The sequence below is a fragment of the Streptococcus sp. 53 genome, from assembly GCF_013276565.1.
Classification (GTDB): Bacteria; Bacillota; Bacilli; order Lactobacillales; family Streptococcaceae; genus Streptococcus.
In genome coordinates, this window is the sequence record NZ_VMLG01000011.1 from 38114 (window position 1) to 60294 (window position 22181).

Annotated in this window: 19 protein-coding genes; 15 read left to right on the forward strand and 4 right to left on the reverse strand. The window is 39.8% G+C overall.

Annotated elements, in window-relative coordinates:
- Positions 1 to 60: 60 nt before the first annotated feature.
- From malQ to HT722_RS10715, 3 genes are all read left to right on the forward strand, one after another.
- Entirely contained in the window at positions 61 to 1578 is a 1518-nt protein-coding gene (gene malQ, locus HT722_RS03950) for a 4-alpha-glucanotransferase (protein WP_173277680.1), read from the forward strand.
- 25 nt (positions 1579 to 1603) lie between these two features.
- Entirely contained in the window at positions 1604 to 3862 is a 2259-nt protein-coding gene (glgP, locus tag HT722_RS03955) for a glycogen/starch/alpha-glucan family phosphorylase (RefSeq protein WP_173277682.1), read from the forward strand.
- A gap of 243 nt (positions 3863 to 4105) precedes the next feature.
- On the forward strand, positions 4106 to 4312 hold the full coding sequence (locus tag HT722_RS10715; protein WP_345789573.1) for a hypothetical protein: 207 nt from the start codon (positions 4106 to 4108) through the stop codon (positions 4310 to 4312).
- A 353-nt stretch (positions 4313 to 4665) separates the two neighbouring features.
- Here HT722_RS10715 and HT722_RS03960 read toward each other — a convergent pair whose 3' ends face one another.
- Positions 4666 to 5514, reverse strand: coding sequence for a putative RNA methyltransferase (locus HT722_RS03960; RefSeq protein WP_173277684.1), 849 nt, complete (start codon positions 5512 to 5514; stop codon positions 4666 to 4668).
- A 150-nt stretch (positions 5515 to 5664) separates the two neighbouring features.
- On the opposite strand from HT722_RS03960, the gene HT722_RS03965 reads away from it, so the two are divergent.
- The gene (locus HT722_RS03965; protein ID WP_000910910.1) at positions 5665 to 5943 is read left to right on the forward strand and encodes a DUF6110 family protein; all 279 of its coding nucleotides are present in this window, start codon (positions 5665 to 5667) and stop codon (positions 5941 to 5943) included.
- Position 5944: 1 nt separating this feature from the next.
- Positions 5945 to 8008, forward strand: a complete 2064-nt coding sequence (locus HT722_RS03970) for a heavy metal translocating P-type ATPase (protein ID WP_173277686.1) — start codon at positions 5945 to 5947, stop codon at positions 8006 to 8008.
- Between the two features lie 77 nt (positions 8009 to 8085).
- Here HT722_RS03970 and tyrS read toward each other — a convergent pair whose 3' ends face one another.
- A complete protein-coding gene (gene tyrS, locus HT722_RS03975; RefSeq protein WP_000546889.1) occupies positions 8086 to 9342 on the reverse strand; it encodes a tyrosine--tRNA ligase in 1257 nt (418 codons plus the stop codon).
- A gap of 141 nt (positions 9343 to 9483) precedes the next feature.
- On the opposite strand from tyrS, the gene pbp1b reads away from it, so the two are divergent.
- From pbp1b to HT722_RS04005, 6 genes are all read left to right on the forward strand, one after another.
- Positions 9484 to 11949 (forward strand): penicillin-binding protein PBP1B, encoded by a 2466-nt coding sequence (gene pbp1b, locus HT722_RS03980; RefSeq protein WP_173277688.1) that lies wholly within the window; start codon positions 9484 to 9486, stop codon positions 11947 to 11949.
- Positions 11950 to 12031: 82 nt separating this feature from the next.
- On the forward strand, positions 12032 to 12943 hold the full coding sequence (locus HT722_RS03985; protein ID WP_173277690.1) for a DMT family transporter: 912 nt from the start codon (positions 12032 to 12034) through the stop codon (positions 12941 to 12943).
- 228 nt (positions 12944 to 13171) lie between these two features.
- Positions 13172 to 13870: a 2,3,4,5-tetrahydropyridine-2,6-dicarboxylate N-acetyltransferase gene (dapD, locus tag HT722_RS03990; protein ID WP_164226280.1), complete on the forward strand. Its 699-nt coding sequence runs from the start codon at positions 13172 to 13174 to the stop codon at positions 13868 to 13870.
- 67 nt (positions 13871 to 13937) lie between these two features.
- Positions 13938 to 15068, forward strand: a complete 1131-nt coding sequence (locus tag HT722_RS03995; RefSeq protein WP_173277692.1) for an N-acetyldiaminopimelate deacetylase — start codon at positions 13938 to 13940, stop codon at positions 15066 to 15068.
- Between the two features lie 11 nt (positions 15069 to 15079).
- Positions 15080 to 15619 (forward strand): 5-formyltetrahydrofolate cyclo-ligase, encoded by a 540-nt coding sequence (locus HT722_RS04000; RefSeq protein ID WP_173277694.1) that lies wholly within the window; start codon positions 15080 to 15082, stop codon positions 15617 to 15619.
- Complete coding sequence (locus HT722_RS04005) at positions 15603 to 16280, forward strand: rhomboid family intramembrane serine protease (protein WP_173277696.1); 678 nt, start codon at positions 15603 to 15605, stop codon at positions 16278 to 16280. The genes HT722_RS04000 and HT722_RS04005 overlap by 17 nt, the downstream gene beginning before the upstream one ends.
- A gap of 161 nt (positions 16281 to 16441) precedes the next feature.
- Here HT722_RS04005 and galU read toward each other — a convergent pair whose 3' ends face one another.
- Both galU and HT722_RS04015 read right to left on the reverse strand, forming a co-directional pair.
- Complete coding sequence (gene galU / locus HT722_RS04010; RefSeq protein WP_050391127.1) at positions 16442 to 17341, reverse strand: UTP--glucose-1-phosphate uridylyltransferase GalU; 900 nt, start codon at positions 17339 to 17341, stop codon at positions 16442 to 16444.
- A 21-nt stretch (positions 17342 to 17362) separates the two neighbouring features.
- Positions 17363 to 18379, reverse strand: a complete 1017-nt coding sequence (locus HT722_RS04015; protein WP_173277698.1) for an NAD(P)H-dependent glycerol-3-phosphate dehydrogenase — start codon at positions 18377 to 18379, stop codon at positions 17363 to 17365.
- Between the two features lie 223 nt (positions 18380 to 18602).
- Between HT722_RS04015 and HT722_RS04020 the strand changes: the two genes are divergently transcribed.
- From HT722_RS04020 to HT722_RS10480, 4 genes are all read left to right on the forward strand, one after another.
- Complete coding sequence (locus HT722_RS04020; RefSeq protein WP_173277700.1) at positions 18603 to 19523, forward strand: XRE family transcriptional regulator; 921 nt, start codon at positions 18603 to 18605, stop codon at positions 19521 to 19523.
- 349 nt (positions 19524 to 19872) lie between these two features.
- Positions 19873 to 20553 carry an ABC transporter ATP-binding protein gene (locus HT722_RS04025; RefSeq protein ID WP_173277702.1) on the forward strand — a complete coding sequence of 227 codons (681 nt, stop codon included), beginning with the start codon at positions 19873 to 19875 and terminating at the stop codon, positions 20551 to 20553.
- Positions 20543 to 21697: an FtsX-like permease family protein gene (locus HT722_RS04030; RefSeq protein WP_173276617.1), complete on the forward strand. Its 1155-nt coding sequence runs from the start codon at positions 20543 to 20545 to the stop codon at positions 21695 to 21697. The genes HT722_RS04025 and HT722_RS04030 overlap by 11 nt, the downstream gene beginning before the upstream one ends.
- A 28-nt stretch (positions 21698 to 21725) precedes the next feature.
- Positions 21726 to 22142 (forward strand): hypothetical protein, encoded by a 417-nt coding sequence (locus HT722_RS10480; RefSeq protein ID WP_240146926.1) that lies wholly within the window; start codon positions 21726 to 21728, stop codon positions 22140 to 22142.
- Positions 22143 to 22181 lie beyond the last annotated feature (39 nt).

The following is a 22181-nucleotide window of genomic DNA, read 5'->3' on the forward strand; positions in this document are numbered from 1 at the left end:
AAACGTTTGCGTCTGTTAAAATACGCAACGTTCCATTATTTTAACACATGAGGTGCTATTATGAAAAAACGTCAAAGTGGTGTGTTGATGCACATCTCTTCTCTCCCAGGAGCTTACGGAATCGGATCGTTTGGTCAAAGTGCTTACGACTTCGTTGATTTCTTGGTTCGTACAAAACAACGTTACTGGCAAATCCTTCCATTAGGAACAACTAGTTACGGGGATTCTCCTTACCAATCTTTCTCAGCCTTCGCAGGAAACACTCATTTTATCGATTTAGATATCTTGGTGGAGCAAGGTTTGTTGGAAGCCAGTGACCTTGAAGGAGTTGACTTTGGTAGCGATGCGTCTGAGGTTGACTATGCTAAGATTTACTATGCACGTCGTCCTCTTTTAGAAAAAGCGGTGAAACGTTTCTTTGAATTCGGAGATGTTAAAGATTTTGAGAAATTTGCTCAAGACAACCAATCATGGCTTGAGCTCTTTGCTGAGTATATGGCTATCAAAGAGCATTTTGACAATCTTGCTTGGACAGAATGGCCAGATGCAGATGCTCGTGCTCGTAAAGCTTCAGCACTTGAAAGCTACCGTGAGCAATTGGCAGACAAGTTGGTTTACCACCGTGTGACTCAGTACTTCTTCTTCCAACAATGGTTGAAATTGAAAGCTTACGCTAACGACAACCACATCGAAATCGTTGGAGACATGCCAATCTACGTAGCGGAAGATTCAAGCGATATGTGGGCAAATCCACATCTCTTCAAGACAGATGTCAATGGTAAGGCTACTTGCATCGCAGGATGCCCACCAGATGAATTTTCTGCAACTGGTCAGCTTTGGGGTAACCCAATCTATGACTGGGAAGCAATGGATAAAGACGGTTACAAATGGTGGATTGAACGCTTGCGTGAAAGCTTCAAAATCTACGATATCGTTCGTATCGACCACTTCCGTGGCTTCGAATCTTACTGGGAAATCCCTGCTGGTTCCGATACAGCAGCACCTGGTGAGTGGGTGAAAGGTCCAGGCTACAAGCTTTTTGCAGCCGTTAAGGAAGAACTTGGTGAGTTAAACATCATCGCAGAAGACCTTGGCTTCATGACTGATGAAGTTATCGAATTGCGTGAACGTACTGGCTTCCCAGGAATGAAGATTCTTCAATTTGCCTTCAACCCAGAAGATGAAAGCATTGATAGCCCACACTTGGCACCTGCTAACTCAGTTATGTATACAGGAACACACGATAACAATACGGTCCTTGGTTGGTACCGTAACGAGATTGATGATGCGACTCGTGAGTACATGGCTCGCTATACTAACCGTAAAGAATACGAAACAGTTCCACACGCTATGCTTCGTACAGTCTTTTCATCAGTTAGTTTCATGGCAATTGCAACTATGCAAGATTTGCTAGAATTGGATGAGACAGCTCGTATGAACTTCCCATCTACCCTTGGTGGAAACTGGTCTTGGCGTATGACTGAAGAACAATTGACACCAGCTGTCGAGGAAGGTTTGCTTGACTTGACAACAATCTATCGCCGAATTAATGAAAATTTGGTAGAATTAAAGAAATAATACAATATCAGGAGACATCTTAAACATGTTATCACTACAAGAATTTGTACAAAATCGTTACAATAAAACCATTGCAGAATGTAGCAATGAAGAGCTTTACCTTGCTCTTCTTAACTACAGCAAGCTTGCAAGTAGCCAAAAACCAGTCAACACTGGTAAGAAAAAAGTTTACTACATCTCAGCTGAGTTCTTGATTGGTAAACTCTTGTCAAACAACTTGATCAACCTTGGTCTTTACGACGATGTCAAAAAAGAACTTGCTGCTGCAGGTAAAGACTTGATCGAAGTCGAAGAAGTTGAATTGGAACCATCTCTTGGTAATGGTGGTTTGGGACGTTTGGCTGCCTGCTTTATCGACTCAATTGCTACTCTTGGTTTGAATGGTGACGGTGTTGGTCTTAACTACCACTTTGGTCTTTTCCAACAAGTTCTTAAAAACAACCAACAAGAAACAATTCCAAATGCATGGTTGACAGAGCAAAACTGGTTGGTTCGCTCAAGCCGTAGCTACCAAGTGCCATTTGCAGACTTTACTTTGACATCAACTCTTTATGATATTGATGTTCCTGGTTACAAGACAGAAACGAAGAACCGCTTGCGTTTGTTTGACTTGGATTCAGTTGATTCTTCTATTATTAAAGACGGTATCAGCTTTGACAAGACAGATATCGCTCGTAACTTGACTCTATTCCTTTACCCAGATGATAGTGACCGTCAAGGTGAATTGCTCCGTATCTTCCAACAATACTTCATGGTTTCAAACGGTGCGCAATTGATCATCGACGAAGCAATCGAAAAAGGAAGCAACTTGCATGACCTTGCTGACTACGCAGTTGTGCAAATCAACGATACTCACCCATCAATGGTGATTCCTGAATTGATCCGTCTTTTGACTGCACGTGGTATCGAGCTTGACGAAGCAATCTCAATCGTTCGTAGTATGACTGCCTACACTAACCACACAATCCTTGCTGAAGCCCTTGAAAAATGGCCTCTTGAATTCTTGCAAGAAGTGGTTCCTCACTTGGTACCAATCATTAAAGAATTGGACCGTCGCGTGAAAGCAGAATACAAAGATCCAGCTGTTCAAATTATCGATGAGAGCGAACGTGTTCACATGGCTCACATGGATATCCACTACGGATACAGTGTTAACGGGGTAGCGGCACTCCACACTGAAATCTTGAAAAATTCTGAGTTGAAAGCCTTCTACGACCTTTACCCAGAAAAATTCAACAACAAAACAAACGGTATCACTTTCCGTCGTTGGCTCATGCATGCTAACCCAAGATTGTCTCACTACTTGGATGAGATTCTTGGAGATGGTTGGCACCATGAAGCAGATGAGCTTGAAAAACTTTTGTCTTATGAAGACAAAGCAGCTGTCAAAGAAAAATTGGAAAGCATCAAGGCTCACAACAAACGTAAATTGGCTCGTCACTTGAAAGAACACCAAGGTGTGGAAATCAATCCAAACTCTATCTTTGATATCCAAATCAAACGCCTTCACGAGTACAAACGCCAACAAATGAACGCCTTGTACGTGATCCACAAATACCTTGACATCAAAGCTGGTAACATCCCTGCTCGTCCAATCACAATCTTCTTTGGTGGTAAAGCAGCTCCAGCCTACACAATTGCTCAAGATATCATCCACTTGATCCTTTGCATGTCAGAAGTGATTGCTAACGATCCAGCAGTAGCTCCACACTTGCAAGTAGTTATGGTTGAAAACTACAACGTTACTGCAGCAAGCTTCCTTATCCCAGCATGTGATATTTCAGAACAAATCTCACTTGCTTCTAAAGAAGCTTCAGGTACTGGTAACATGAAATTCATGTTGAACGGAGCTTTGACTCTTGGTACTATGGACGGTGCTAACGTGGAAATCGCTGAGTTGGTTGGAGATGAAAACATCTACATCTTCGGTGAAGATTCAGAAACTGTTATCGACCTTTACGCAAAAGCAGCTTACAAATCAAGCGAATTCTACGCTCGTGAAGCTATCAAACCATTGGTTGACTTCATCGTTAGCGATGCAGTTCTTGCAGCTGGAAACAAAGAGCGCTTGGAACGTCTTTACAATGAATTGATCAACAAAGACTGGTTCATGACTCTTCTTGACTTGGAAGACTACATCAAGGTTAAAGAGCAAATGTTGGCTGACTACGAAGACCGTGACGCATGGTTGGATAAAGTTATCGTTAACATTTCTAAAGCAGGATTCTTCTCATCTGACCGTACAATCGCTCAGTATAACGAAGACATCTGGCACTTGAACTAAGATACAAATTTATACTAATACATTTTGTAAAAAAGCGAGTTTCGATTGAAATTCGCTTTTTTAAATGTTGTGGATTTTAGTCAATCCTGTCTAAAAATAGGGAAATTATAGATACAGTGAAGGCTTAAAATGCTGGTTTTTACTGTCTTCAGCCTTATATTTCTTCGTAGTTGATTACCTCATATCTCTTGTATTCGCTTACATAAATTGTTATAATATGATTGTAGGAAAGAAGGTGTTTTTATGTGGAAAAAATATTTTTCAAAATATAAATGGACTGATTTATTTTGGATTGTATTTATCATTTTGACCTGCCTCTATATTGGTAACCATGATTTGTTTCCTCTCAATCATCAAGAATTCTCTTTTCGTGGTAGCGTTTGGGGTCTGGTACTGGCCTTATATCACTTATTGTTCATTGATAAGTTTGTAATTTCGAATCGAAAATAAAGATTAGAACTATGCTTGACTGTGTACTTTTAGGATTTATTTTGGAGGAAGATTTTGTCTCTATTATTTATTATTTTAAATTTATCTATTTTGTACAAGATCTATTCTTTGAGGCGGGAAAAATCGAAATACTTGATTTATACGGCCTATATCATATTTGGGGTAAATGTACTATATGGTGTTCAATGGTTATTAAAAGAATTGGTTTCAAAGATTTCCACTTAATGTGTATAGAAACTCCAGTGATTTTTGCATAACAAAACGCATAAGATTAAGGTCTTGACCCCCTGTTCTTATGCGTTTTCGTAATATTGAAGATTCTCAGTAAGTTTTCTACTTTTGCGAAGTCTAGTTTAGAATGCTTTCCCAACCAAAATCTCTGCTTCTATGGTAATCTCTGTCAGTTGGCTCCAGTCAATCTTGCTCTGGTCGACACGAAAGAGAAGAGGAGTCATACTGAGTAGTGCTTGGAGCTGATCTGCTGTGATAGTCTTAGTCAGAGAGGCCGTTTGGCTAGATAGGATGGTAAAGTGTTCTTGGAAATGATTTTTAATATCTTGGTTGGAATAGTCCTTGTTTGTCAGCTGGTCCTGTACCCTTTGACGGATTTCCTTGAGGTGATTTTCGGTTGGGATGACCTTGATCAAGATACCGTCTTTAGATAAAACGCGACGAAATTCTCCATAGTTTGCAGGTGAGAAGATATCAAGCAGGATATCCATGCTGGCGTCTTTTATAGGAAGTCGTGCCAAGTCGCCTACAAACCAATTGACTGCCCAGTTGGGTTCACTTTTAGCAGCGATTTGGACGGAATCTTTGGAAATATCAAAGGCATAGAAGGTTTTGTCAGGATGATTTTCTTGGAGTTTGCGAGAATAGAATCCCTCGCCACAACCGATATCTAAGACTGTGGTGCTAGTGTCTGAATTTGCTAACAAGTCAGATACAGTCTCTAAGATAGCGTGGTAAAAGCCGGCTTCTAGGATTTGTTGACGGTTTTGGAAGTTTTCTTTGTCGTAGTTGGCAGATTGCTTGATTTGAGGTGCCAGATTGATATAGCCAAATTTTGCCAAGTCGAAAGAATGACGGTTGCAGCATTTGAGACTGCTCTCTACCAGAGTCAGATTTTCTTGGCAGATAGGACAGGCGAAGGCAGTCGCAGAAGCAAAACGCTGAAGTTTAGGTTTGAGATTTGTATTCATAGTTTAAGTGTATCAAAAGAGGCAAATGAAAGCAACTTTAGGATGATTTGTAATAAAATTAAATAGTAGTATCATTACTTTTCAAAGTGCCAAAATTAAATTGCTTTTATATCCAAAATGCTATATAATAATGATAAGGAGGAAATAAGTATGTTAAAAGAAGTATTAACCGTTGCAAAAGTTGCGAAAAAATCATCACTCTTTTTAGGTGGTGTCGCATTTGGTACCCTTGGTTTGAAAATCTTAGCAAGTAAGGAAGCTAAAAAAGGTTATTCTAAAGCCTTGGCTAAGGCTTACAAGTTGAAAGACGGGCTAGACGCATCTGTTTCTGTTGTGAAACAACATGGAGACGATGTCTTGCAAGATGCCAAATATTTGTACGAGCAAGAGAAAAAAGAAGAGCAATTAGATAGCCTTATAGGAGAATAATATGTCTTTTAAAGTGCTACATAGAGGATACCAACATATCCGACTATCATCTTCTTTTTCACTCACCTTGGATATTCAAGACTATCTTCGTTCCTTGGCGAGAGATGAAAAGGTGATTGAGTCTATCCAGTTTTACATGGATCAACAGCACTTTACTCTACGTATAAAAGAAGGCTTTTCTGTATTAGATAATGCAGAAGCCTTTTTAAAAAGAATTGATAAAGGGAAAGTTTCTGAGTTGATGACTCTTCCCATTCGTAGAGAAGAGAGTGCTTATTCTATTGTTTCAGGTGCAGCGATTAAGCGTATACTTTTTCGTAGTTTTGTGCCGTATCCTATTCGCTATATATGGACTTGTTATCAGGCTTTGGGTTATATTAGAGAAGCCTATCAAACACTAGCGCGTAAGGAACTAACGATGGAGGTCTTGGACTGTTCGGCGATTTTATTGTCCTTGTTTATGAACCAATCCAAGACGGCTAGCAATATCATGTTTATGCTTGATTTGGGGAATCATTTAGATCAGTGGTCCTTGAAAAAAACTGCAACAGATTTAGAACAGAGTCTTCTTTCAAAAGAAAGTGATGTATTCTTAGTGCAGGGCGATACGGTCGTTAGTATCAAGAGTTCCGATGTTCAAATAGGAGATGTCTTGGTCCTATCTCAAGGAAATGAAATTTTATTTGATGGACAAGTAGTTTCAGGTTTAGGTATGGTCAACGAAAGTTCCTTGACGGGAGAGAGTTTTCCAGTTGAAAAAAGAGAGTCTGATTTGGTTTGTGCAAATACAGTATTAGAAACTGGAGAGTTACGCATTCGTGTAACCGATAATCAGATGAACAGCCGAATTTTACAACTGATTGAGTTGATGAAGAAATCTGAAGAAAACAAGAAAACGAAACAACGCTATTTCATCAAGATGGCGGACAAGGTCGTCAAATATAATTTCTTGGGGGCTGGGCTGACTTACCTATTAACAGGTTCTTTTTCTAAGGCTATTTCTTTTCTATTAGTCGATTTCTCCTGCGCTTTGAAAATCTCTACTCCTGTAGCTTATTTGACAGCTATCAAGGAGGGGTTGAATCGTGAAATGGTGATTAAGGATGGGGATATTTTGGAGAAATATCTGGAAGTTGATACTTTCTTGTTTGATAAGACGGGAACAATCACAACTAGTTATCCTATAGTTGAAAAGGTGTTACCTTTTGGGGACTATAGTGAGGAAGATATTCTCAGAATCAGTGCCTGTCTTGAGGAGCACATCTATCATCCTATTGCTAATGCCATCGTCAAGCAAGCTGAGATAGAGGGAATTGAACATGAGGAAATGCATGGGAAACTCCAATATATCGCAAGCAAGGGGATCAAATCTCATATAGATGGCCAACCAGTTCTTATTGGGAATTATGTCTTGATGCAGGATGAGCAGATTCATATCAGTTCGGAGCAAAATGCTTTAATTGAAGAGTACAAGAGTCACTACAATCTCTTATTCTTGGCTTATCAAAATGAATTGATTGGGATGTTCTGCATTCATACTCCTTTGAGAAAAGAAGCAAAAGCGGCCTTGGAGAAACTTAAGGCACAAGGGAAAAAATTGATTCTGGCAACAGGGGACACCTTGGTTAGAACAGAGGAATTAGTCAAAGATTTGCCCTTTGATCAGGTCTATACAGACTTGAAACCTGATGGGAAATTTGAGTTAGTAGAGGAACTGCAGAAAGCAGGTCACACTATTTTGATGGTTGGGGATGGGTTGAATGACTCAGCTGCTCTAACCCTATCAGATATCGGTGTGGTGATGAATGAGAGTGCAGATATTTCTAAGCAGATGAGCGATATCTTATTGTTAGATAATCGTTTGGATTTCTTCCAAGAGTTGGATTGGCTATCATCATCTTTGCAAACACTCATCAAGAAGAATATTCAAGATACCGTTGTCGTAAATAGTAGTTTGATTGGCTTTGGCTTGTTTAATTGGCTCAGTCCTTCAAATCTCTCTATCTTACATAATCTAACAACCTTACGCATAGTCCTGCGTAGCCTGTCTATTAAGGCTAGATAGATGTGATTATCAACAACAAAAAGGAGTTACCTTTCTCGAGGGCAACTCCTTTTTTCTATAGGTAAATGTTGAACAGTTTAGTAAGTCAGTACAAAGTATTTTTTCTTCCCGCGACGGATAACAGTCAGTTCGTTCTCAAGCTTATCTGCGTCGTTCAAGACATAGTCAAGGTCTTGGATACGGTCGCCGTTTACGTAGATAGCTCCGTTTTGGACATCTTCACGGGCTTGACGTTTTGAGTTAACCACACCAGATGACACGAGCAGTTCCACGATATTGTGATTTTCATCTACTTGTACTTGGTAGTTTGGCACACCACGAAGTCCTTGTTTGAGCTCTTTGACAGAAAGGTTTTTGATGTTTCCTGCAAAGAGTTGCTCAGTGATGTTGAGGGCTTCTTTGTAAGCTTCTTCTCCGTGAACAAGTGTAACGACTTCACGAGCCAAGACTTTTTGTGCCAAGCGTTCGTGTGGAGCTGCTTCAAATTGTTTACGGATGTCTTCAATCTCATCAAGTGACAAGAAAGTAAAAATCTTCAAGAAGCGAACAGCGTCTGCGTCCATAACGTTCATCCAAAATTGGTACATTTCGTATGGAGAAGTCTTTTCAGGATTAAGCCAGACGGCATTTCCTTCTGATTTACCAAATTTCTTACCAGTTGCATCTGTGATAAGCGGTACTGTGATTACGTGGCCAGTCTTGTCAGCTTTACGACGAAGCAATTCGGTACCAGCTGTCATATTTCCCCACTGGTCAGAACCACCGATTTGAAGCGTTACGTTGTGGTCTTGGTTAAGAACGAAGAAGTCGTAACCTTGCATGATTTGGTAAGCGAACTCAGTGTAAGAAATTCCTGTTTCAATTCGTTTTTTCACAGATTCCTTGCTCATCATGTAGTTGACAGTGAAGTATTTTCCGATATCACGGAGGAAGTCAATGAAGCTGATGCTGCCAAACCAGTCGTAGTTGTTGACCATGACAGCTTTATTTTCACCATTTTCAAAGTCAAGAAAACGAGAAAGTTGCCCTTGGATAGACTTGACCCAGCCATCTACTGTGTCTTTTGTTTGGAGACTACGTTCAGCATCTTTGAAGGACGGATCTCCGATGAGACCTGTAGCACCGCCAACGAGCGCATAAGGTTTGTGACCTGCTAGTTGCAAGCGACGACTTGTCAAGATTGCGACAAGGTGGCCTAGGTGAAGGCTGTCAGCAGTTGGATCATAGCCAGTATAATAAGAAACTTGACCTTCTTCTAGGGCTTTACGCAAAGCTTCTTCATCAGTCGTTTGAAAAATCAAACCACGCTCTTTTAGCTCATCAAAAATGTGCATGTGTCTTTTCTCCTTTTTAAAATTATTGTTTCTACCTATTGTATCACAAACTTGGGCAATAGCCTAGCAGAATAGGGAAGAAAGTGGCTATTTTATTGAAAGTTTCCCTTTTGTGGTATAATAGATAGAGTGAGGAAATCCATGCAAAATCAATTAAATGAATTAAAACGAAAAATGCTGGAATTTTTCCAGCAAAAACAAAAAAATAAAAAATCAGCTAGCCCTGGCAAGAAAGGTTCAAGTGTCCAAAAATCTAAATCCTTAGAGAAGCCAGCCATTTTTCCAGCTATTTTACTGAGTATAAAAGCCCTATTTAACTTACTCTTTGTGCTTGGTTTTCTAGGAGGAATTTTGGGAGCTGGGATTGCTTTGGGGTACGGAGTGGCCTTATTTGACAAGGTGCGGGTGCCTCAGACAGAAGAATTGGTACATCAGGTCAAGGATATTTCTTCTATTTCAGAGATTACCTATTCGGACGGGACGGTGATTGCTTCCATAGAGAGTGATTTGTTGCGCACTTCTATCTCATCTGAGCAAATTTCGGAAAATCTGAAGAAGGCTATCATTGCGACGGAAGATGAACACTTCAAAGAACATAAGGGTGTAGTACCCAAGGCGGTGATTCGTGCGACCTTGGGGAAATTTGTAGGTTTGGGTTCCTCTAGTGGGGGGTCAACCTTGACCCAGCAACTAATTAAACAGCAGGTGGTTGGGGATGCGCCGACCTTGGCTCGTAAGGCGACAGAGATTGTGGATGCTCTTGCCTTGGAACGCGCCATGAATAAAGACGAGATTTTAACGACCTATCTCAATGTGGCTCCCTTTGGCCGAAATAATAAGGGGCAGAATATTGCAGGAGCTCAGCAGGCAGCTGAGGGGATTTTCGGTGTAGATGCCAGTCAGTTGACGGTTCCTCAAGCAGCATTTTTAGCAGGACTTCCACAGAGTCCCATTACCTACTCTCCTTATGAAAATACTGGGGAGTTGAAGAGTGATGAAGACCTAGAAATTGGCTTAAGACGGGCTAAGGCAGTTCTTTACAGTATGTATCGTACAGGTGCCTTAAGCAAGGACGAGTATTCTCAATACAAGGATTATGACCTTAAACAGGACTTTTTACCATCGGGCACGGTTGCAGGAATTTCACGAGATTATTTATACTTTACAGCCTTGGCAGAAGCTCAAGAACGTATGTATGATTATCTAGCTCAGAGAGACAATGTCTCCGCTAAGGAGTTGAAAAATGAGGCAACTCAGAAGTTTTATCGTGATTTGGCAGCCAAGGAGATTGAAAATGGTGGTTATAAAATTACTACTACCATAGACCAGAAAATTCATTCTGCCATGCAAAGTGCGGTTGCTGACTATGGCTATCTTTTAGACGATGGAACAGGTCGTGTAGAAGTAGGGAATGTCCTGATGGACAACCACACAGGTGCTATTCTAGGCTTTGTAGGTGGTCGTAATTATCAAGAAAATCAAAATAATCATGCCTTTGATACCAAACGTTCGCCAGCTTCTACTACCAAGCCTTTACTGGCCTATGGAATTGCTATTGATCAGGGCTTGATGGGAAGCGAAACGATTCTATCTAACTATCCAACAAACTTTGCCAATGGCAATCCGATTATGTATGGTAATAGCAAGGGAACAGGAATGATGACCTTGGGAGAAGCTCTGAACTATTCATGGAATATCCCTGCTTACTGGACCTATCGTATGCTCCGTGAAAAGGGTATTGATGTGAAAGGTTATATGGAAAAGATGGGCTACGAGATTCCTGAGTACGGTATTGAGAGCCTGCCAATGGGTGGTGGTATTGAAGTCACAGTTGCCCAGCATACCAATGGCTATCAGACCTTAGCTAATAATGGAGTTTATCATCAGAAGCATGTGATTTCAAAGATTGAAGCAGCAGATGGTAGAGTGGTGTATGAGTATCAGGATAAACCGGTTCAAGTCTATTCAAAAGCTACTGCGACGATTATGCAGGGCTTGCTGCGAGAAGTTCTATCCTCTCGTGTGACAACAACCTTCAAGACGAATCTGACTTCTTTAAATCCTACTCTGGCTAATGCAGATTGGATTGGGAAGACTGGTACAACCAACCAAGACGAAAATATGTGGCTCATGCTTTCGACACCTAGATTAACCCTAGGTGGCTGGATTGGGCATGATGATAATCATTCATTGTCACGTAGAGCAGGTTATTCTAATAACTCTAATTACATGGCTCATCTGGTAAATGCGATTCAGCAAGCCTCCCCAAGCATTTGGGGGAACGAGCGCTTCGCCTTAGATCCTAGTGTCGTAAAATCCGAAGTCTTGAAATCAACAGGTCAAAAACCAGGGAAGGTTTCTGTTGAAGGAAAAGAGGTAGATGTTACAGGTTCGACTGTTACCAGCTATTGGGCTAATAAGGCAGGGGCGCCAGCGACAAGTTATCGCTTTGCTATTGGTGGAAGTGATGCGGATTATCAGAATGCTTGGTCTAGCATCGTGGGGAGTCTACCAACTCCATCAAGCTCCAGCAGTTCAAGTAGTAGTTCTAGCGATAGCAGTAACTCAAGTACTACACGACCTTCTTCTTCAAGGACGAGACGATAAGTTCTATAAACTGTGCTAAATGAAGTGGCTAATCAATGGATTGCCACTTTTTTCTTTTTTCCTTTCGTGTTACAATAAAGGTATGAATCAGTATCAGAAAAAGATTGTTAAAGGAACCATTTATTCGCTCTTATCCGGCTTAATCTGGGGAATTTGTGGAATTTTAGGAGAATATTTCTTTACTCATTATCAAGTGTCCTCTGGCTGGATTACCTCTATGCGTTTGACACTGGCAGGGAGTCTTGTGCTCATTTGGTCTGCAATGCAATTAAAATCGCAAGTGCTAGATATTTGGCGAGATAAGAAAAATTACCTGCCCTTTTTAGCCTATGCTATTTTGGGGATTTTTTCAGTTCAGTATTTTTTCTATCTCTGTGTAGAATACTCAAATGCAGCGACAGCAACTATTTTACAGTTTATCAGTCCTGTCTTTATCCTCTTTTACAATCGCTTGGTTTATCAAAAACGAGCGTCCAAAAGTGCTATTTTTTACGTTTTGGTTGCCATGTTGGGTGTTTGCCTGATGGCGACAAAGGGAGATCTCTCTCAATTATCCATGACGCCACTAGCCCTTATAACAGGTTTGCTGAGTGCCATGGGGGTTATGTTTAATGTTATCTTGCCTCAACCTTTTGCGAAGCGCTATGGTTTTGTACCCACGGTTGGGTGGGGTATGATTTTAGCAGGTTTATTTAGCAATGTTCTCTCACCAGTTTATCAGTTTTCCTTTACTCTTGATATTTGGAGTATCTTGATTTGTCTCATTATCGCTTTCTTTGGGACGGCTTTTGCCTTTTTTATTTCCATGAAGGCTGTTTCCTTGGTTTCTCCTTTGGTGGTTTCCGTTATCAGTGCCAGTGAACCTCTCTCTTCTGCCCTTTTGAGTGTTTTATTTTTAGGATTGGTAGTGGATTGGTCCCTTCTTCTAGCTATGGCGCTGATTATTTTACCCATGATTTTCCTATCGATAGAAGAAGCGAAAGAAAGTAAATAAAAAGTCTTTTCTTAATTCTAAAAGTGTGCTATACTAGAATAGTCAATAAAACACGGGGAGATAGTTGTGAAGAGTGTTTTTAGGTTGTATCGGTAGGGGCTTGCTTTTACCGACAGCACGTTTTATCTCACATCCCTAAAAATCATACCTAAAAACAAACAAAAAGGCTTCAAATTTGAGGCCTTTTTTGGTAGAATAGGTATCATTAAAATGAACTAGGAGACGCTTATGACTGCTACAAAAATGAACGCTCAAGAAATTATCCAATTTATCGCCAATGCCGAAAAGAAAACCAGTGTGAAAGTAACATTTGAGGGACAACTCGCAACTGCTGTACCTAGCTCTGTTGTTAAACTAGGGAATGTCTTATTTGGAGACTGGAAAGATGTGGCTCCGCTTCTCGATGGCTTGGTAGAAAATCAAGACTATGTTGTTGAGCAAGATGCTCGCAATTCTGCAGTTCCTTTGCTAGATAAACGTGCTATCAATGCTCGTATCGAGCCAGGTGCGATTATCCGTGATCAGGTTGAAATTGGTGACAGTGCTGTTATCATGATGGGAGCGGTTATCAATATCGGTGCTGAAATCGGTGCAGGAACCATGATTGATATGGGTGCCATCCTTGGTGGCCGTGCCATCGTTGGGAAAAACAGCCACGTTGGTGCAGGTGCAGTTTTGGCAGGTGTGATTGAGCCAGCTAGCGCAGAACCAGTCCGCGTTGGAGACAATGTTCTCATCGGTGCCAATGCAGTGGTTATTGAAGGAGTTCAAATCGGTAGTGGTTCAGTTGTCGCAGCAGGAGCTATTGTTACCCAAGATGTCCCAGAAAACGTGGTGGTAGCAGGTGTTCCAGCTCGTATCATCAAAGAGATTGATGCCCAAACCCAACAAAAAACAGCGCTAGAGGATGCGCTTCGTACCTTGTAATTGTAAAAGAAAAATAGAGGCGGAACCCTTCTTCCAGCCTCTTTCTGCTATATCGGAGGATAGATAGATGTTAGATTTGATTCAGACTAGACGAGATTTGCACCAGATTCCAGAGATTGGCTTGGAGGAGTTCAAGACTCATGCTTACTTGCTGGATGTGATTGAGAAATTGACTGCGGGCAAGGATTTTGTCCAAGTTCGAACTTGGCGGACAGGGATTTTGGTCTATTTGCAGGGAAGTCAGCCAGAGCGAACCATTGGCTGGCGGACAGATATTGATGGCCTGCCGATCGTTGAACAAACAGGACTTCCTTTCGCTTCCCAGCATCAAGGTCGCATGCACGCCTGTGGACATGATTTCCACATGACCATTGCCTTGGGCTGTCTTGAGCGAGCCCTTGAGGAGCAACCAAAGAACAATCTGCTCTTTCTGTTTCAGCCTGCTGAAGAAAATGAAGCTGGTGGCATGCTCATGTATGAGGGTGGCGCTTTTGGAGATTGGTTGCCAGACCAGTTTTATGGTCTCCATGTCCGTCCAGATTTGAAGGTTGGTCAGATTGCGACTAATACTCATACACTTTTTGCAGGGACTTGTGAGGTGAAAATCCGTTTCAAAGGCAAAGGTGGCCACGCAGCCTTTCCGCATGAAGCCAATGACGCCTTGGTGGCGGCTAGTTACTTTGTAACCCAAGTGCAGTCAGTTGTCAGCCGCAATGTTAACCCAATCGAGGGAGCAGTGGTGACCTTTGGAGTTTTCCAGGCTGGAACAACAAACAATGTCATCACAGACACAGCCTTTTTACATGGAACTATTCGGGCCTTGACACAGGACATGAGTCTCTTGGTGCAAAAAAGGGTCAAAACAGTTGCAGAAGGTGTTGCAGCTGCCTTTGATATGGAAGTCGAAGTGGAACTCAAACAAGGGGGTTACCTGCCTGTTGAGAATAATCCAGCCTTGGCGCGTGAACTGATGGACTTCTTTGAAGAAAAAGACGGAATCGAGTTGATTGATATCGAACCTGCTATGACAGGTGAAGACTTTGGTTATCTCCTTTCAAAAGTTGATGGCGTTATGTTCTGGCTTGGTATAGATAGTCCCTATGCCCTTCATCACCCTCAGATGAATCCTAAGGAAGAAGCCTTAGCTATTGGGGTGGATGCGGTCTCTAGTTTCCTGAAAAAGAAGGCAGCAGAGTAGAGGAATTATCTATGAAAGCAGAACTACGCAAGAAAATTTTGCAAGAAATGAAGGCTATCCCTCGAGAGCAAAAACAGGCTATGGATCAAGCTTTAACGGATCAATTTTTGAAACATCCCTTCTACCAAGAAGCCAAGGTCATCGCAACCTATCTCTCTTTTCCTCATGAGTTTCAAACGCAGGGATTGATCGAGCAGGCTCTGAAGGATGGCAAGAGGGTTCTGATACCCAAAACCTATCCCAAGGGGCGCATGGACTTTGTGGTCTATGATCCGCAGCAGTTGGTAAAAACTTCCTTTGGATTACTGGAACCACAGGGAGATTTAGAAGTAGTGGATGCTTCTCAGATTGATTTGATTCATGTTCCTGGTCTGGCTTTTACGACGGAAGGCTATCGTATTGGATACGGCGGAGGTTATTATGACCGCTATCTGGAATATTTTTCTGGTCATACTTTGAGTACGGTTTATCCTTGTCAAATTGAGGACTTTAGCTCTGAAAAGCATGATATTCCTGTTCAGGAGGTACTGATTGATGAAAGAAATCTTTGATAGGCGTTACCCTGTGACGAGTTTCTTTCTCTTAGTGACGGCCTTGGTGTTTTTACTAATGTTGGTGACTACAGGAGGAAATTTTGACAGGGCAGACAGCCTATTTCGATTTGGAGCCATGTATGGGCCTGCCATCCGCCTCTTTCCTGAGCAGATTTGGCGTCTCTTCTCTGCCATTTTTGTTCATATTGGGTGGGAGCATTTCATTGTTAATATGCTTTCGCTCTATTATCTTGGTAGGCAAGTAGAGGAAATTTTCGGTTCCAAGCAGTTTTTCTTTCTCTATCTCTTATCAGGAATGATGGGCAATCTCTTTGTTTTTGTATTTAGTCCCAAATCCTTAGCAGCAGGAGCCTCGACTTCTCTCTATGGGCTATTTTCCGCGATTATCATTCTTCGCTATGCCACTCGCAACCCCTATATCCAACATCTAGGACAGTCTTATCTGACCCTTTTTGTGGTTAACATTATTGGAAGTGTTCTGATTCCAGGAATCAGTCTAGCAGGCCATATCGGGGGAGCAGTTGGTGGAGCATTTCTAGCAATTATCTTTCCAGTTCGAGGAGAAAGATGGATGTATAGTGCCAGCCAGAGATTAGGAGCGGTAGTCTTGTTCGTAGGACTCGTAGTCTTACTTCTCTACAAGGGAATGGGAATGTGACGAAGTTGAAAGAAAATTTGTGTAATGAAAAAAGATAAGGCATTTTTTGAACCTTATCTTTTTATTTTATACTCAATGAAAATCAAAAAGCACACTAGGAAACTAGCAGCAGGTTGCTCAAAGCACTGCTTTNNGTGGTTTGAAGAGATTTTCAAAGAGTATTATTCCTTCTCAGCCAATTCTTTTCCCAGTTGGATGAGGTAATCTTTCAAGTCATCTTTGACTTGTGGGTGCTTGAGGGCGTAGTCAATAGATGTTTTCATAAAGCCGAATTTATCTCCAACGTCGTAACGAGCTCCTGTAAATTCACGGGCGAAAACACGTTGTGTTTTATTAAGGGTATCAATAGCGTCGGTAAGCTGGATTTCATTTCCAGCGCCTGGAGCTTGCTTTTCAAGAATATCAAAAATTTCTGGTGTGAGAAGATAGCGACCGATGATTGCCAAATCACTTGGAGCATCTTCGGGAGCTGGTTTTTCAACGAAAGTTTCAACGCTATAGAGTCCATTGATTCCTTCGCCTTGAGGAGCAATGACTCCGTATGATGAAACGTCTTCGTGTGGTACGGGCATGACAGCAATGGTTGATGCGTGTGTCCGCTCGTAATCATTCATCAGTTGTTTTGTCAAAGGAACGGCATTCTCGTCTGTAATGTCCATAAGGTCATCACCCAGCATAACAACGAAGGGTTCATTTCCTACAAAAGCTTTGGCTTGTAAGACAGCGTCTCCAAGACCACGAGGGTGAGTTTGGCGGATGAAATGAAGTCGCATACCAGTTGCTTCATCTACCAATTTTAACAAATCCGTTTTGCCTTTTTCCTTAAGGTTGTATTCAAGCTCAAAGTTTGAGTCAAAGTGGTCCTCAATAGAACGTTTTGATTTACCAGTGACAACCAGAATATCTTCAATACCTGATTTGAGAGCCTCTTCCACGATAAACTGGATAGTTGGTTTGTCTACAATTGGCAACATTTCTTTGGCAAGTGCCTTGGTTGCTGGTAAAAATCGAGTTCCTAGTCCAGCAGCAGGGATGACTGCCTTTCTAACTTTTGATGTCATAAGAATCCTTTCTTTAGAGGGTTAAGACCACTCATTTTCTGCTTTAAATTCATTGTTCATGATATCATAAATGGCATCTTTGATATTGGTTCCGTGGTAGATAACTTGGTAAATGGCCTGTGTAATGGGCATATAAACTCCAAGTTCTTGGGCTAGTTCATAGGCTGCTCGGGTCGTTGAAATTCCTTCAATCACCATGCCCATATTGGCTTCGATATCAGCTAGGGATTCTCCACGACCAAGGGCATCTCCAGCTCTCCAGTTACGAGAGTGGATGGAGGTTCCCGTTACGATCAAATCTCCTACACCAGACAAGCCACTATAGGTCAATGGACTGGCTCCGAGTGCTACCCCTAGGCGGGTAATTTCTGCCAAGCCTCGAGCGATGATGGCTGCCTTGGCATTGTCACCAAATCCTAAACCATGTAAAGCTCCAGCACCGACAGCGATAATGTTTTTAAGAGCACCAGCGGTTTCAACTCCAATAACATCCGTATTGGTATAAAGTCGGAAGTAGTGATTACTAAAGAGTTCTTGAACGTATTGAGCTGTTTGTAAATCTTTAGAAGCAGCAGTGATTAAAGTCAGGTCACGCACAATGGTCTCTTCCGCATGACTAGGACCTGAAACAACGACAATATCACTGCGGAGATGTTCAGGAATTTCTTCTTCAAGGATGGTTGATAATCGTTTATGGCTATCAGGTTCTAATCCCTTTGATGCGTGCATGATGATAGCCTTATGATCCAAGGTTTGTGCAACTTGCTGGGCGACAAGTCGTGTCACTTTTGTTGGGACAACAAACAAAATCGCATCTACATCTTTCAAGGCCTCTGCTAAGTCGGTGTAGGCAATGATATTTTCGTCTAGGATGACATCTTTAAAGTAGTGCTTATTAGTATGGTGTGTATTAATTTCATTGATTTGCTCGGGAAGATTTCCCCAAATACGTACCTCGTGTCCATTGTCATTTAAGACTTGTGAAAGGGCAGTTCCCCAAGAACCAGGCCCCAAGACGGCGATGGTTTGTTTTTCCATGATTTCCTCCTTGATAGAGTTCTTTCTCTTATTCTATCATATTCTAGGGGATTTTGCACTTGCATTGCTGGGGGAGTGGTGGCTTTGTGACTTGAAAAATATATAAAAACCGAGACGAAGTATTAAAGTCTTAGTCTTTAGTTAAAGTGAGAAGAAATCTGATAGATAGTTTGATTCAGTATATGCTATAATAGAGGTAAACAACTCAGGAGGTTCTTGTAGGTTGCGAGAGTTTGGCGAAAAAATTAAAAGATTACGTTTGGCTAAAAAAATCAGTCGTTCAGAATTTTGTGGTGATGAGTCTGAATTAAGTATCCGTCAATTAATTAGAATTGAAAATGGAGAATCCAGACCAACACTAACAAAGTTAAAATATATCGCTGAGCGTTTGGGAGTTGAAGATTACAAGTTGATGCCAAGTTATATAGAGTTGGATAAGGAATACCTAGAATTGAAGTATTTCTTGATGAGGACTCCTACATACGAAGATGAAACTATCGCCCAAAAGAAAGAGAGTGTTTTTGATAAGATTTTTGAAGAGTATTATGATAGGCTACCTGAGGAAGAAAGATTTATCATAGATGTTTTACAAGCATATGATGACTTTGGTTGGTGGAATGATGATAGCAATTTAGGAATGATTTTACAAGAGTATTTCGATCACATTTTGTTGAAATCAAAATATGAAGTTAACGATATTTTAATCATAAAGCTATTTTTGGTAAGATTAGTACACCAAGATACGATAATAGATGAGATTGAAGTGAATACTTTCTTAGTAATAGCTGATAAAATTTTACAACAAGTTGAGATGTTTGATATTGAATATTCATTTCTAATCAGAGATTCATTACTTTTGTTGTTAGGAATATTTGAAAAAATTGCTAATTACAGTCAATTTGAAGATATTCTCTATAAATTAAATGAAATTACCTCAAAGTCATACGACTATCAGAAAAAACCAATTATTCGACTATGGGAGTGGCGCTATTCATTATTTGTAAAAAAAGATTATCCAGTAGCTGAAAATTATTTTCAAGAAGCAAAAATATTTGCTAGAATGATTGATAATCGTCATTTGATAGAACAGCTAGAAAAACAATGGCAACATGACCTCCAGGATTTTTTTAAAAATAAACATTAGAAAATAAAAAAGTGACAAAAATATCATTAGTTAAAAAGACCGAGAGAAAGTTTTCGAAATCATAAAAACGCATGATATCAGGTGTTTAAAAACTTGATATTATGCGTTTTATCATTTAAAGAGTTATTATGTTTTTCCCTTAGATTGAGTTCGTATCTAGTTTCTTTTTATACTAATTGAGTACTCATTAGTGGATAAGTTGTTAAAATTAGTGACATTTATGACCTTGGCGAATGTGTAACATAGAAGTATAATAATCCTGTAGAAAAAATAAGGAGAGAAAATATGTTAGTGCTAGTTGTTGCCATTTTTTGGATTTATAAATAATAAAGATAGAATAGGAAGGTCTATGTTAGAACTAAAAAATATTAGCAAAAGTTACGGACAAGGGACGCTAAAAAATAATGTCTTAAGAGAAATAAATTTTAAGGTAGTTGAAGGAGCATTTGTATCGATAATGGGACCATCAGGTTCGGGCAAATCGACATTTATCAATATTTTGGGACTGATTGATTCTGAATTTGAAGGAGAATATATATTAGACGGAAAAAGTATTGAGAAGTTAAATGAAAATCAACAAGCAAGTTACCGTAATCGTGATATTGGATTTGTTTTTCAACAATTTCATCTTATTGATGAATATACTGTTAAAGAAAATATTTTATTATCATTCCTATATTCTGACCAACAGCCAGATATAGAATACATTGATAGTTTATTACAAGACTTAGGGCTTATAGATAAGATGAATGAGTACCCAAGTCATTTATCAGGCGGACAGAAGCAACGAGTTGCTTTAATTAGGGCTCTTGCTCATAAACCTAGATTTCTTATAGCGGATGAACCTACAGGTGCATTAGATGAGAAAAATAGGAATGAGATATTGCAAATTCTACAAAATTTGAATCATTCTGGAACGACAATTATTGTAGTAACTCACGATGAGTTTGTTGCCAGTCATTGTAGAACAAGGTATCGAATGAAAAATGGGTATCTAACATCTGAAGGAGAAGGATTACATGAAGTTTAAAAAGCTGTTAATAGATACTCTAAAGCTGTTAAAGAGGAATAAAAGACAAAGTATTCTGACATCCTTAGCCATCACAGTGGCAACATTTGTTTTATTAGTAATACTATCAAGTTCTTCCTATACAACTTCTACATTAGGTAATGATTTAAAGATAGAAGAAGACACAGCAACAATGACTTATACTCCTCAGAATATGTTGGATATTAGAGGGTTTACACAGGAAGATAAACAATTGGTTGAGCAAACTATTGGAAAACCTGCAAGACTTTCTTCCAGTTCTTATGCTTTGTATGCTGAAACGTATTTTAATGATTCTAAGCAGAATCTTAGTTTTCGAACATTAGGCGATTTGAATAAGAATGGTTTAGTTGTGCCTGCTTTATTAAAAGGAAGAGCATTAGAGGAACTAGATGGAGGTGTCGCTATTAGTGATAAGGCTTTCATGTTATTGACTCGAAAGGAAAATATTGAAACTTTTTTAGGAGAGACTATCAATATATCTGGAAAAGAATATCCAATTCAGGCAATATATTATGGATCAGCTGTTAATGAAAGATTACCTTCTTTATTGGTTACCAATGAAATCAAAGAGTTACTTTTAGGAGGAAGGGAATATTTTGATGAGTTAGTAGTAGAAACTAATCAGTTGGAGAATATTAATAAGGCTTTATCTGCTTTAGATACTTATGGAATATTCCGCAAGGAAGGAACTTATGGATATATAGATAATAGAAGGGTATATGAGGAAACAAAGGCCCAAGCTACTACAATATTAAATTTCATTGCACTTTTATCAAGTATTTCAATTTTTGTAGCTGGTTTTGGGGTTATGAATGCTATGTTGTCTTCTGTTAGCGAACGTAGTAAGGAGATAGCCATTCGTCGAGCTTTGGGAGCTAAAAAATCTGATATTTATCAATCATATATGATGGAGGGGATTCTTTTATCGCTTCTGGGAGCTATAACTGGTATTGGAGTAGCGACATTATTTGTTGTTTTAATGAACATGAGTGGTTTTGTTACGACATTAACTCTGGATCATATTTTGATTACTCTATTCACAACGGGCGTATTTGGAATTGTATTTAGTATTATGCCTGCAATGGTTGCAGCAAATAAAAATGTTATTGAGGGTCTAAGGTAATGATGGATGTGAATTTAAAGGAGGTAAAATGAAATTTACAAAAATAGATGGAGTATTTTCTCTATTGCTAATTGTGGAATTTACAATATGTTTTTTTACACTAGATAATTTTAATCTTTTTCAATTTATGCTGTTTGTACAAATTATACCATCAATATTATTAGCTTTGTTATCGGGAAGTATTTCTTCTAGAAGTAAGCACAGCTGGGTGTTATTAATTATTTTTGGAATGATCTATGCCTTAATGATGTTTGGAATTTTCAGAGTTACTCCTATGACGCTTATAGAACAAAATACGATTCAATCTGAAACTTCCGTATTTACATTCAATAGAAATTTACAGTTAGGAACTTATTTTGGATTTTTCCTACAGGAATTTTTACTAGGAGCTTTTATTTGCACTATTTCAAAAATTTTTGGAAGAATTAAACAAGGGAAATTTTAATGAAGCCTGCATTAAAAAGAAGAATTGCTTCTGCAGTTA

Coding starts and splice junctions, on each gene's coding strand:
- malQ (WP_173277680.1), top strand. CDS start 61: ATGAAAAAACGTCAAAGTGGTGTGTTGATGCACATCTCTTCTCTCCCA.
- glgP (WP_173277682.1), top strand. CDS start 1,604: ATGTTATCACTACAAGAATTTGTACAAAATCGTTACAATAAAACCATT.
- HT722_RS10715 (WP_345789573.1), top strand. CDS start 4,106: ATGTGGAAAAAATATTTTTCAAAATATAAATGGACTGATTTATTTTGG.
- HT722_RS03960 (WP_173277684.1), bottom strand. CDS start 5,514: ATGAATACAAATCTCAAACCTAAACTTCAGCGTTTTGCTTCTGCGACT.
- HT722_RS03965 (WP_000910910.1), top strand. CDS start 5,665: ATGTTAAAAGAAGTATTAACCGTTGCAAAAGTTGCGAAAAAATCATCA.
- HT722_RS03970 (WP_173277686.1), top strand. CDS start 5,945: ATGTCTTTTAAAGTGCTACATAGAGGATACCAACATATCCGACTATCA.
- tyrS (WP_000546889.1), bottom strand. CDS start 9,342: ATGCACATTTTTGATGAGCTAAAAGAGCGTGGTTTGATTTTTCAAACG.
- pbp1b (WP_173277688.1), top strand. CDS start 9,484: ATGCAAAATCAATTAAATGAATTAAAACGAAAAATGCTGGAATTTTTC.
- HT722_RS03985 (WP_173277690.1), top strand. CDS start 12,032: ATGAATCAGTATCAGAAAAAGATTGTTAAAGGAACCATTTATTCGCTC.
- dapD (WP_164226280.1), top strand. CDS start 13,172: ATGACTGCTACAAAAATGAACGCTCAAGAAATTATCCAATTTATCGCC.
- HT722_RS03995 (WP_173277692.1), top strand. CDS start 13,938: ATGTTAGATTTGATTCAGACTAGACGAGATTTGCACCAGATTCCAGAG.
- HT722_RS04000 (WP_173277694.1), top strand. CDS start 15,080: ATGAAAGCAGAACTACGCAAGAAAATTTTGCAAGAAATGAAGGCTATC.
- HT722_RS04005 (WP_173277696.1), top strand. CDS start 15,603: ATGAAAGAAATCTTTGATAGGCGTTACCCTGTGACGAGTTTCTTTCTC.
- galU (WP_050391127.1), bottom strand. CDS start 17,341: ATGACATCAAAAGTTAGAAAGGCAGTCATCCCTGCTGCTGGACTAGGA.
- HT722_RS04015 (WP_173277698.1), bottom strand. CDS start 18,379: ATGGAAAAACAAACCATCGCCGTCTTGGGGCCTGGTTCTTGGGGAACT.
- HT722_RS04025 (WP_173277702.1), top strand. CDS start 19,873: ATGTTAGAACTAAAAAATATTAGCAAAAGTTACGGACAAGGGACGCTA.
- HT722_RS04030 (WP_173276617.1), top strand. CDS start 20,543: ATGAAGTTTAAAAAGCTGTTAATAGATACTCTAAAGCTGTTAAAGAGG.
- HT722_RS10480 (WP_240146926.1), top strand. CDS start 21,726: ATGAAATTTACAAAAATAGATGGAGTATTTTCTCTATTGCTAATTGTG.